General features: G+C 55.7%; 8 protein-coding genes. 6 read left to right on the forward strand and 2 right to left on the reverse strand.

From position 1 onward, the window contains the following. Positions 1 to 85: 85 nt before the first annotated feature. The 6 genes from WCO56_02535 to WCO56_02560 all read left to right on the forward strand — a co-directional run bounded on the left by WCO56_02535 (position 86) and on the right by WCO56_02560 (position 7,439). Entirely contained in the window at positions 86 to 1,501 is a 1,416-nt protein-coding gene (locus WCO56_02535) for a glycosyl hydrolase family 28 protein (GenBank protein MEI7728414.1), read from the forward strand. A 166-nt stretch (positions 1,502 to 1,667) separates the two neighbouring features. Then, complete coding sequence (locus WCO56_02540) at positions 1,668 to 1,898, forward strand: DUF4032 domain-containing protein (protein MEI7728415.1); 231 nt, start codon at positions 1,668 to 1,670, stop codon at positions 1,896 to 1,898. A gap of 129 nt (positions 1,899 to 2,027) precedes the next feature. After that, entirely contained in the window at positions 2,028 to 2,561 is a 534-nt protein-coding gene (gene pyrR, locus WCO56_02545) for a bifunctional pyr operon transcriptional regulator/uracil phosphoribosyltransferase PyrR (protein MEI7728416.1), read from the forward strand. 27 nt (positions 2,562 to 2,588) lie between these two features. Continuing rightward, positions 2,589 to 3,530, forward strand: coding sequence for an aspartate carbamoyltransferase catalytic subunit (locus WCO56_02550; protein MEI7728417.1), 942 nt, complete (start codon positions 2,589 to 2,591; stop codon positions 3,528 to 3,530). Positions 3,531 to 3,546: 16 nt separating this feature from the next. Then, complete coding sequence (crcB, locus tag WCO56_02555; GenBank protein ID MEI7728418.1) at positions 3,547 to 3,936, forward strand: fluoride efflux transporter CrcB; 390 nt, start codon at positions 3,547 to 3,549, stop codon at positions 3,934 to 3,936. Between the two features lie 65 nt (positions 3,937 to 4,001). Continuing rightward, positions 4,002 to 7,439 (forward strand): type ISP restriction/modification enzyme, encoded by a 3,438-nt coding sequence (locus tag WCO56_02560; GenBank protein MEI7728419.1) that lies wholly within the window; start codon positions 4,002 to 4,004, stop codon positions 7,437 to 7,439. Between the two features lie 48 nt (positions 7,440 to 7,487). Here WCO56_02560 and addA read toward each other — a convergent pair whose 3' ends face one another. Further along, complete coding sequence (gene addA, locus WCO56_02565; protein ID MEI7728420.1) at positions 7,488 to 11,087, reverse strand: helicase-exonuclease AddAB subunit AddA; 3,600 nt, start codon at positions 11,085 to 11,087, stop codon at positions 7,488 to 7,490. Between the two features lie 7 nt (positions 11,088 to 11,094). Next, positions 11,095 to 11,907, reverse strand: coding sequence for a histidinol-phosphatase HisJ family protein (locus WCO56_02570; protein MEI7728421.1), 813 nt, complete (start codon positions 11,905 to 11,907; stop codon positions 11,095 to 11,097). Positions 11,908 to 12,102: the final 195 nt, after the last annotated feature.

Here is a 12,102-nt window from a genome sequence, read left to right on the forward strand (position 1 = left end):
CCCGCCCATTGTGGCGGCCAATGAACCCATTGATATTTCACTTGCGGTGGGGAGATGGGCGTTGGATGCTGAGCTTATGTCAATTTTGTCATTACAACAACGCGGGCTCATGGCGGCGGCCATGGTAATGCTGATGGCGGCGGGGGGTGGAACGGCGGCAGAGGCAACGGTGCGGATTTGCCCGGCGCCCGCTGGGGAACCGTTGGCGACCAATTTTATGGTGATGCTCGGCCAGCAGCGTGCGCCGATGTATATCGCCCGGGTGGCCTCCGGTGATCCCGCCCGGCGCTTCAAGGCCATGGATGATAAGACCAACTCCGCCGCCTATTATGAACACGCCTGCTTCACGTATTTCGACCTGCAAGGCCCAACCGAGGTGACCGTGACCAGCGCCGACCCCATCAAGACGGTGAAGCTGCTGCCCACCTCGTATGGCATCAACCCGAGCGTGTCTGGTAATCGCATTGTATTCACGCTGAACTGCCCGGGGCACGTGACATTGGAAGTGAACGATAACTGGGTCAATTCGCTCCATCTCTTCGCCAACCCGCCAGAGACGAACGCGCCGCACCAAGGCGATCCCAACGTCATCTATTACGGGCCGGGCATTCACGAGGTGGATAACGTGCGCGTCACCTCCGGTCAAACCGTGTACGTGGCGGGCGGCGCGGTGGTACGCGGGGTTCCCAAACCCGGCGGGCGATCCCTGTTCAGTTTGGAGGGCGAGAACATCACGCTGCGAGGCCGGGGCATCATTGACGGCACACTTTGCCCCACGCATTCGCGGCACATGGTTTCGGTGCGCGGCACGAACATTCTGCTGGAAGGGGTCATTTTGCGCGACTCGAGTGTCTGGACCGTGCCGATCCGACGATCCGAGCAGGTCAAGGTCAACAACCTCAAACTCCTGGGTTACCGCGCCAACTCGGATGGCATTGATATCTGTAACAGCCGTAACGTGGAGGTGATCGGCTGCTTCATTCGCACCCTTGACGACCTGGTGGTGATCAAAGCCGACAAGGGGCAAGGGCCGGTGCGGAATATTTTCGTGCATGATTGCGTGCTCTGGAACGAAGTCGCGCACGCGCTAAGCGTGGGGGCGGAATTGCGCGAGGACGTGGATCAGGTCCGCTTCGCCAACTGCGATGTCATCCACGACAAGGGCCGCGAATGGACCTTGCGCGTGTATCATTGCGATGCCGCGCGAATCAGCAATGTAACCTTTGAAAACCTGCGCATCGAAGAAACCAAAAGGCTCATTTCCGTCTGGATTGGCAAGCAGGTGTGGTCGCGAGACCCGGAGCGTGGGCATATTGACGGCGTGACGTTCCGCGATATCCGCGCCACCGGCACCCAACCCCGCGTGGAACTCAAAGGATTTGACGCGAGCCATGGGGTCACCGACGTTAAATTCGAGCGGGTGTCCGTGAATGGCCAGCCGCTGCAAGCGGCGGAAGTGAAACAAAACGAGTTTGTGCAACGGGTCAGCGTCAAGCCGTAGCTCAGGCCGATGGCGCATTTCATGGCTGGATTGTGCGCCATCGGCACCCGGCTGCTTTCCTTTAGTCGCACCGCGCGATGAAAAATCGGTGTAAAATTCTATTGTCAATCGTGTCAATGCTGGTAAACTTGGTTTGTTGACATTAATAAATATGTTGTGCGTCGTTATGCCAGGAGATACCAAAGACGGTGTTGCTGCGAGCGATCTGATAAAGAATTCGACTCTCTATCGTGAATTTTTAGCGGAGCGGGAGGAAATCCTGAAACACAAGTGGATTGAATCGGAGAAGGCGGGACATGATATTGGATTCGAGCGAGCCTTGACTGATTGGATTGTTAAACATCGCTCCAAGTGGAGAAAAAGTCGTCAGCAGCACCAACAACGGCCTGAGGAATAACCCCTCGGGCAATGGAATAGATGATGTAAAGGGTTCCTTTAACGCGATCCCGCGAGGTCGCCAAGGAAACTATGAAAATTGTATCTTTATAGCCAAGCCGATCCGCTGACGCGGAACGGCTTATTTTTTATGAGCGAAGCCATCCAACTTCTAAATGCCGATGCATTGGGCCGCACCTTGGCACGCATGGCGCACGAAATCATCGAACGCAACCCTGACCATTCCGGCTTGGTGCTGATCGGCATTCAACGAACCGGCGTATTTCTGGCGCAACGCCTGTCCACCGCGCTACAAGGCATCCTTGGGAAATCGCTACCGGTTGGCGCGGTGGACATTTCCATGCATCGCGACGATCTGGACGTCAAGGCGGTGCCCACCGTGTATCCCACCCACATTCCGTTCGACATCACGGGCAAGACAGTGGTGCTGGTGGATGATGTGCTCTTTAGCGGACGCACCATCCGCGCTGCTCTGGATGCTATGAACGATTTTGGCCGTCCCCGGCGCGTTCAACTGGCGGTGCTAATTGATCGCGGACACCGGGATTTGCCCATTAAGGCGGACTTTGTTGGGAAAAATGTTCCCACCGCCGCCACCGAGCACATTGAAGCACGCCTCAAAGAGGACGGTGGCGACGATAGCGTCGTGTTACTGAAAGATTAACCCCAACCATCAACCCCACCCCAAACTATGAGTTGGAATCGCAAACACCTGCTCGATATTGAAACTCTTTCGGCTGACGAAATCATTACCGTGCTAGACACCGCCCGGGCGTTCAAGGCGGTGGGGGCGCGGGCAATCAAGAAAGTCCCGGCGCTCCGGGGCAAGACGGTGATCAACCTTTTTGTAGAACCATCCACCCGCACCCGTAGCAGTTTTGAATTGGCGGCTCAGCGGCTCAGCGCGGATGTGGTGAATTTTTCCGCCGAGGCATCCTCCCTGAAAAAGGGTGAAACGTTAAAAGACACCGTCCGCAACCTGGAAGCCTTGAACGCCGATATTTTCATTATCCGGCATAGTGCCGCCGGTGCGCCTCACTTTATCGCACGCTTCCTCAAGGCCAGTGTCGTCAACGCCGGAGACGGCGCGCACGAGCATCCCACGCAGGCGCTGCTGGATGTTTTTACCATCCGTGAACGGAAAGGGGGCGTGGCCGGATTGAACGTGACCATTCTGGGCGACATCCTATACAGCCGGGTGGCGCGCTCCAACATTTGGGCACTGACCAAACTTGGCGCCAAGGTGACCCTGTGCGGACCCAGCACGCTGGTTCCAAAAGTGTTTGAGCAAATGGGATGCAAGGTCACCTATGATATGGAAGAAGCGATCGTTTCCGCCGATGTCATCAACCTGCTGCGGATTCAGCATGAACGGCAGCGCAAGAGCATGTTCCCCAGTTTGGGTGAATACACCAGTCTGTTTGGCCTCAACAAGAGCCGCTTTGCCCGCACCAAGCCGGATGTCATGATCATGCATCCCGGCCCCATCAACCGTGGCGTGGAGATTGACAGCGAAATTGCGGATTGCGAACGCTCGGTCATCCTGGAACAGGTCAACAACGGTCTGGCGGTGCGTATGGCAGCACTGTTCCTGGTCAATGGCGGCAAAGGTCCGCAAGAAATCGGCGGCTAACCCCGTCAGCCACGTCATGCAATACTTTTTGGTAGCCGCAGGCAGCGCAGTGGGCGGACTGGCGCGCTTTTGGATATCCGGCGCCATTGCCAATCGCGTGGGACAGACGTTTCCCTGGGGCACCATCCTCGTCAACATCAGCGGATCGTTTTTGATTGGATTCCTGGCCGCGTTGATCAGCACGGAAGGACGCTTGGGCCCCAAGCATCACCAGTTCATTAATCAATTCCTGATGATCGGTGTTTGCGGCGGGTACACCACGTTTTCGTCGTTCAGCCTGCAAACCTTAACCTTGGTGCAGGGCGGAGAATGGTTGCAGGCTGGCGCAAACGTGGGTGTATCCGTAGTCGCCTGCCTGATTGGCGTGTGGCTAGGGCATGTGGCGGGACAACTCGTAAACCGATAGGTGACCCATGAAAATTCCTGAAAACGGCAAATTGCTGCGGATATTTATGCTGATGTATTGAGCCAATGACACCCCTCGAATCTTATCTCACGGAACTGCGCGTCATCCATAGTAGCGGAGCGTCCGTCAAGGAAGCCTCCGGCTACGGCCCGCTGGCCACGCTGTTGAACGAAATTGGCAAGACGCTCAAACCAAAGGTTCATTGCATTATTCAACTCCAGAACAGCGGTGCGGGCATGCCTGATGGCGGCCTTTTCACTCCCGACCAACTCAAAAATTGCGATGAAGGCGCGCCACTTCGAGGGCAAAAACCCGCACGAGGCGTCATTGAAGTTAAAGGCCCGGGGGAGGACCTCGCGCAACTGGCCCAAACCTCGCAGGTGCTTGGTTACCTGAACAACTACGGGCAGGTCTTAATCACCAACTACCGCGATTTCCGCCTGCTCAAACGCGGGCCGGGTGGTGACATGGAACTGCTCGAAGCCTTCCGACTCGCCGAAGACGAACCCGCCTTCTGGACCGCCGCTTCGCATCCCCGAAAAACCGCCGATACTTTTGGCGAACGCTTTTCAGAATACCTTAAGCGAGTTCTGCTGCACGCCGCCCCGCTGGATAATCCCAAGGATGTCGCCTTTTTCCTGGCCTCATACGCCCGTGACGCCCGCGCCCGCGTCGAACACGCCGGGGATCTGCCTGCACTCACCGCCGTCCGCACCGCGCTGGAGGAAGCCTTGGGCATGAAGTTCGAGGCCGCACAAGGGGAACACTTCTTTCGCTCCACGCTGGTGCAAACGCTCTTTTACGGTGTGTTCTCCGCGTGGGTCCTCTGGCATAAGGAAAAGCCGCAACGCCGCGATGCCTTTGATTGGAAGGCAGCCGCATGGACGCTTCATGTCCCGATGATCAAGGCCCTGTTTGAACAGGTCGCCACCCCCACCAAACTTGGTCCACTCGGTCTGGTGGAAGTGCTGGACTGGACCGCCGCTGCGCTCAACCGGATAGACCGGCTCGCGTTCTTCGAAAAATTCCTGGAAACTTACGCCGTCCAATACTTTTACGAACCATTCCTCGAAGCCTTCGATCCCAAACTCCGCAAGGAACTCGGGGTGTGGTACACGCCCCCGGAAATTGTGCAATACCAGGTCGCCCGCGTGGATACCGTGTTGCGCGAGGAACTAGATATACCCGACGGCCTCGCTGACCCCCGCGTCTTTGTCCTTGATCCCTGCTGCGGCACCGGTGCGTATCTGGTTGAAGTGCTGCGGAAAATCGTTCACACGATAAAAGTTGAGAAAAGCGAAGGCGCACTCGCCGAATTGGCGGCAAAGGAAGCGGCACAAAATCGTGTTTTGGGGTTTGAAATCATGCCCGCGCCCTTCGTGGTAGCACATCTGCAAATCGGATTATTGCTGCAAACTTTTGCCGTGCCGCTGGACGATTCAAAACACGAGCGGGCCGGCATCTTTTTGACCAATTCCCTCACCGGTTGGGATTTTTCTGGAGCAAACCCAAAGCTTGCCAACTGGCCGGAACTGGAATCGGAACGCAAAGGCGCTGGCAAGGTGAAGCAGGAGAAACCAATTCTCGTCATCCTCGGCAATCCTCCGTACAATGCTTATGCGGGCATCAGCCCGGATGAAGAACAAGGCATGGTTGAACCATATAAAGCGGGCTTGGTAAAGGATTGGGGCATCAAAAAATTCAACCTCGATGATCTTTATGTCCGGTTTTTCCGTCTGGCAGAGAGACGCATCGCAGAGAAAACCGGCAAGGGGGTTGTCTGTTATATTTCCAATCATTCGTGGATCAGCGACCCTTCATTTGTCGTGCTACGTCAACACCTTCTCAATTCATTTGATCGTCTTTGGATTGAAAACATGCACGGGAATCGAAAAATTTCAGAATACGCGCCTGATGGTCGGACAAGTGAAACAATTTTCGCCTTGGCAGGATCTTCGCCCGGCATTCAGCAAGGCGTAGCCATTTCGCTATGGGTCAAAACCGGTAAGAATCGGAAACCAACGGTCTTCTTCCGTGATGATTTGAATGATGCAAAAGCGGCAGATAGACGCGCCAAGCTGCTCGATAGCTTGGAAGTTAAGAACTTCAACGCACAATATGAGAAGAGCCAGCCAAAAAAAGAAAACCGTTTCAGTCTTCGACCATCAGATATAGCGGAGTATTATCTTGATTGGGCTGCCCTTGTTGACCTTTGCGCTGAGCCGCCCATAAACGGTCTCATGGAAAAGCGCGGCGGCGCGCTAATAGATATTGATCGGGCCGCTTTAGAAAAGCGGATGAAGTTGTATTATGACCCAACCACAAGTTGGGATTCGCTCGTAAACGTTAATACTGGATTAACCCAAGATGCCGCCAGATTTAACGCTAAAAGTGCGCGTGAAAAAGTTTTGAAAGCAGAAGGGTATCAACCCAACCATCTCCAACGCTATGCGCTTCGCCCGTTTGATACTCGTTGGTGTTATTATAGTTCTGAACGCCCGCTCTGGAATGAACCTCGCCCAAAACTTTGGGCGCAAAACTGGAATGGTAACGCTTTCTTGATGTGCCGTCCCGCTGGGGTAGCCAGTCCCGAGGGCTTCCCGTTGTTCTACACGACATTGTTAGGCGATAACGACTTCCTGCGTGGGCACGCTTATTACTTTCCCCTTGGTCTGCGCTCCGAAGCAAAAAACAAAACAAAGGAACCAGACGATGGCAACGGCGAGTTAAGCTACATTCTTCAAGAGGCGGCATCGGCCGATTCCGTGGAAATCAAAACCACCGCAAATCTTTCAACCGCCGCGCGCGGTTATCTCGCGAATCTTGGCATCAAGAATCCCGATGCGGATACGGATGTGGCATCGCTACTTTGGATGCATGCGCTTGCCATCGGATTCTCCCCCTCGTACCTCACCGAGAACACGGACGGCATTCGACAGGATTGGCCGCGCATCCCATTGCCGAATTCTAAAGCCGCACTGATTGCTTCTGCCAGATTGGGCAGGCAAATTGCCGCATTACTCGATGCTGAAACTACGGTTGAAGGCGTCAATGCCGGTAAACTACGCAACGAATTGAAGTCCATCGCGGTGTTATCATCCAGCGAAAATCTCTCGCTCAGCGCCGGCTGGGGGCATGCTGGGAAAGAGGGCGTCACTATGCCTGGCAAAGGCAAGCGGTTGACGCGTGATTATCGGATGGACGAGAACAACGGTAAAACCTTCCTGCTTGGCGCTACCACGCACGATATTTACCTCAATGACACGGCGTATTGGCGTAATGTGCCGGCGAAGGTTTGGGATTACACCATTGGCGGCTATCAGGTCATGAAAAAATGGCTCAGTTACCGGGAGTTTGCGTTATTGAAACGCCCACTCACGGTGGATGAAGCCCGCGAGGTCACTCACATAGCCCGGCGCCTCGCCGCGCTCCTCCTGCTGCAACCGGCGCTGGACACGAATTATCAGACGGTGAAAGCGGCTTCGATGCCCTTGCCGAAATAATAAGTCCTAAAAGCGGGCATAGCCGATCAGGTGTTTTCCAAGGCGGGTTTATGCGGGCATCACGTCCACGGTCTGTTTGGCATTAAGGAAATGTAGCCACAGATGGCCCAGCGGACGTTGGAAAATCCGGCTGAGTGCGATTCCGTAAAGTTGGAGTTGGGGCGCATAGTCGCGGATTTTCTGTTCAAGCTGACCTTTGCGCAACCCATCGGTCTTGAAATCCACCACCCAAAGTTCATGAGGCAGCGTCACCACCAAATCCGCAATACCCTGCACCACCATGAATTCGTCTTTTAACGCTTGCAGCGGGAGGGCCAGACCAGCAGCAAACATATCATCAGCCGTCAATCGCGCGATGAATGGCAATTCGCGATGCACCTGTGCTGGATGACAACGGATTTGCGTGCCTGCCTCGGACTGCCAAAACTGGGCCAGTGCTGAAAAATCCAACGCGTCAAATTCAGCCACGGCCAGCAACCCGTTATCCCGCAACTGTTCCGCTGCAAACTTGAGTTCGCCCACGCTGCCAGTCAGGGTCAGCGGCACATATTGGAGAAAGAGATGATGCGCCCGCCCCCGTTCGGCGGCACTCAACGTTCCCGGACGACTGGCTTCAAATCCTGGGCGACCACCAAAAGACACCACGCGCGATTCACCTTCTTCCACGGCCAATTGCCGACGCCGCAAGGCGGTGACCGTGGTTTTGGCCGATTCCATGGTGGCTGAAGTCTGCGGATATTGCCAAAGCAGCCGTTTCTGTAACTCTTCCGGCATGGTAATGTCCGCGAACTCCGCTGGCACCTGCGTTTCAGATCGGACGTCCACTTCCTCTGGCAGCGCGGGGGCATGGACAACACATTCAAAGTGCGTGGCCTTACCCGAAATCGGCGTATCGTCCTGGTGTTCCAGCGCGCGTAAAATCAAGGGGGCAATCCAATCAAGCGGTGTGCTGGCCTTAAGTAGTCGCACTGGAGAAACGGGTTTGGCAGCATCTGCGGACCATCGCTCGTTGAGCGTTGTTTCATCCGCTGTCCCAAAAAGGAGCAACCGTTCAATGGCCCGGGTGCCGGCCACATAGAGCAACCGCAATTCCTCGCCCAAACTTTCCCGTCGCTGGCGTAACGCGGCCAGATGATGAACAATGCTGGGATAGCGCTGGCCAGTCTGGGGCGGTTTAACCCGAGGACATACCCCATAGGTTTCATCGAGAATAATATCGGCAGTGATGTCCTGGAGGTTGAAACGCCCCCCCAAGCCAGTAACCACCACCACCGGGAATTCAAGTCCCTTGCTTTGGTGGATGCTCATCAACCGCACTGCATCCGTTGCCTTGATGGACGCAGGTTCGGTGTTTACCTCCGCCTCCGACAACGCTTGTACGTGCTCCAGAAAACGAAACAAGCCCTGACGCTGCAAGGGATCAAACTGCCGGATCAGCGCCAGCAACCGTTGCACATTGGCGTGACGCTGTTCGCCACGATCCTGCGCGCGGCACCAATCCGCGTAATGCGTTTCATCCAGCACCGTTTCGAGGCAATCCGACAACGCGCCCTGTCTGGCCAGCACTCGCCAGCGTTCATAATTCTCCAGGAAGCGGCGCACTTTGGTTAAGGCGGGAGACCCTGCGGCATCGGTTGGACTTTGCCGACACCACTTATTCATCGCAGTCCACAGCCGCGCCTTGCGTTCTGCAAGACGAATCGTCGCTAATTCGTCCAGCGACAGCCCCACGAGCGGAGAACGCAACACCGTCAGCAGCGGCAAATCCTGCAATGGATTATCCAGCAAACGCATCAAATCCAGCAGGTCCGCCACTTCCTGACTCTCAAAAAATCCACTCCGCGACGCCACCAGGGGAATTTGGGCACGATCAAATTCCTTGGCATACGCATCCACCCGCGTACGGGGGGAACGCAACAGAATCACCACGTCGCTCCATTTCAAGGCCCGGTATATTTTCTCATGGCTGTCCCAGACGTTCGTTTTCTCCTGAATAAACCGCTGTAACCGTTCGGTGATCAATCGTGCTTCCCGGGCATCCTTTGCCAATTCTTCCATCGGCGCGAGACCGTCGGATTCTGATTCCTCCGGAGGTGCCATGGGTTTCGTCTTGGACGTCACGCAAAAATGCATTTCGACCCGGCGGCAATCCACTGGATCAGAATCCATGCGCAGCATCGGACGCCCCTCGGGCGCACCGTAGCGCAGGGCGGCATCCTCGTCATAAACCACTCCGCCCATCTCACTCCGCATCAAGGGCCTGAAAAGCTCGTTGATGAAATGTAAAATGGCTTCATGGCTGCGAAAGTTTTCCGTCAGCGCGATAACCCGCCCGCCGCCATCCGTTTGACGCCAACGCGACATGTAACTTTGGAAAATGTGCGGATTGGCCAACCGGAAACGGTAGATGCCTTGTTTTACATCGCCGACCAGAAACCGGTTGGCCCCCAGTCCCTCGCGGGACAACGCCAGCAGGATGGCATCCTGTGCCTCATTGATATCCTGGTATTCATCCACAAAAACAAGCCTGAACCGCTCGCGCCAAACCTCGGCCACGGGACTGGGACGCCCCGTCTCGGAGTTCCATAGCAGGCGCAACGCGAATTGCTCGAGGTCGGAAAAATCAAGCACTGCCTGCTGGCGTTTGCGCTCAGCGTACCGCCCGCTGAATTGCCGGGTAAGCCGAAGGAGCGCGAGCATCTGTGGCCGGCACCAATCCCAATCCTCTTGGAGTGGATCGGGACCTGGTTTGCCGGGCAGCAGGGCACCATAAAACTTCGCTTCCTGAAAAAGCTTCTCGATGGGTTTGTGATATTTGGTTTTGGTCTTCTTGGCGAAACTCCAATCCTTGTCGTAATCCTGCACGGTTTGCAGCACCTCCGCCATCTGTTCATCCGACGAGGTTTCGGCCAGCGTGGCCAGTATCCCGGCGCAGCGGGCGGCATTCAGATTCTCAGCGGGTTCCTGCTGCAATATCGGCATCCACTCGCCACTCCATGCCAACACCCGTTCCCGCAACCAATCCCGCCACTGCAACGGTTTCTCCTGCTCGACACATTTAATCTGTCCCGCCAACCAACCGTTTGCATCTCGCAAGGATTGGGCATAGCGATGCAAGCGAAGCGTCAGGCTGCGAATATCCCGGTCGTTACCGTGGCCGCGTTCGAGAATAAGACGCTGCACCTCCCCGGCCTCCGGATGCTTGCCGGCATAAATTTCTCCCAGCAGATCATCCAGCACCTCCGCCGCCAGCAATTGGTCCTGCCCGTCTTTCAATACCACCATTTGCGGATCGAGCGACAATTCATAAAAATGACGTCTCACCAGCTCGTAGCAAAAGCTATGCAATGTTTGAATGTGCGCGGTGTCCAGCAGGGCGATTTGTTCGACAAGATGGACATTTTCAGGGGTGTCGCGCTGACGCTTCTCCAGCGACTCCCGGATGCGTTTGCGCATTTCCGCCGCCGCCGCCTCGGTAAATGTCACCATCAGCAAACGATCCATCGTCCCCTGCTCTGCCGGGTCCATTAACCAAGCCAAACAACGTTCCACCAAGGTGCTCGTCTTGCCCGCGCCTGCTCCCGCCATCACCAGCACATTGCCACGCTGGCGGATGGCTTCCTGTTGACTTGGAGTGTGGGAGGCCATGCAGGGTCTAACCGGCAGCATCCAACGGGACCATGGCCGCGCGCCCAGCGGTGAAGCGCCGCCATTCGCGGTAGCCCACTGATTTGGCCAGTGCCATCGCCTCGGCAAAATTTGCGCCCACTTCCTCCGGCAAATGGGCATCCGAGCCAAACGTGATCACCACGCCGTGTGCAAAGGCCATCTCCAGAATCTTCCGGCTGGGATAAATTTCCCGGCATTCTTTGCGCAACCCCGCCGTATTCAACTCGATGGCCACATTCTGGCGGGCCGCGGCGTTTAGAAAGGTTTCAAACAACGTCGTGCAATCCGCCGCCGGGCGAAACCCAAATTTCTTTGGCAGATCGCAATGGCCAATGATATGGAACAAGCCAGACTCGACCGCTTGGGTAAGCCGTTCGTAATACTCGTGCCAAACCGCAAACGTATCCCGTTTCTTCCATTCGGCCAGGCGATTCGGATTATCCACATCCCACCCCCCGGATATGTAATGCACCGAACCAATAAAATAATCCCAAGGATGACGCGCCCAAAGCTGGTGAATCCACGGTTCCTGTCCGGGCAGATAATCCACTTCCAATGCCAGTTTGATGACTAGATCCGGGTGTTCTTGTTTGGCATGGTGCACTTTGGCGACGTACTCATCCAACTGTGACATCCGCATCCGCCAGTCGTCAAAATCATCCTGGGGCATGGGGGAATGATCGGAAAAACCAATCTCCGCCAGTCCCAGCGCCTTGGCGCGCGCCGCATACGCCACCGGTTCACCAGTGGCATGACGGCATAACGGAGTGTGCATGTGATAATCAGCAGGCCATCGCATGGGTCTAGTAAGCCGAAATTAGGGCGCAAGCGAAAGCAAATTCCTTAATTCAATACGGGCCGCACCGGTTACGGAATATCGCGCATGTGATGATTGCGAAAATGGGTTGATGATCCACGAAAAATACGTCAATATTTGCCGTGGCAATGCTAGAACGACTAACTCAGCCCGGACTAGACGGACAAGCGCGGAACA

Source organism: Verrucomicrobiota bacterium, assembly GCA_037139415.1.
In the GTDB taxonomy this organism is placed as follows: Bacteria; Verrucomicrobiota; Verrucomicrobiia; order Limisphaerales; family Fontisphaeraceae; genus JBAXGN01.

Coding starts and splice junctions, on each gene's coding strand:
- WCO56_02570 (MEI7728421.1), bottom strand. CDS start 11,907: ATGCGATGGCCTGCTGATTATCACATGCACACTCCGTTATGCCGTCAT.
- WCO56_02550 (MEI7728417.1), top strand. CDS start 2,589: ATGAGTTGGAATCGCAAACACCTGCTCGATATTGAAACTCTTTCGGCT.
- WCO56_02540 (MEI7728415.1), top strand. CDS start 1,668: ATGCCAGGAGATACCAAAGACGGTGTTGCTGCGAGCGATCTGATAAAG.
- WCO56_02560 (MEI7728419.1), top strand. CDS start 4,002: ATGACACCCCTCGAATCTTATCTCACGGAACTGCGCGTCATCCATAGT.
- crcB (MEI7728418.1), top strand. CDS start 3,547: ATGCAATACTTTTTGGTAGCCGCAGGCAGCGCAGTGGGCGGACTGGCG.
- addA (MEI7728420.1), bottom strand. CDS start 11,087: ATGGCCTCCCACACTCCAAGTCAACAGGAAGCCATCCGCCAGCGTGGC.
- pyrR (MEI7728416.1), top strand. CDS start 2,028: ATGAGCGAAGCCATCCAACTTCTAAATGCCGATGCATTGGGCCGCACC.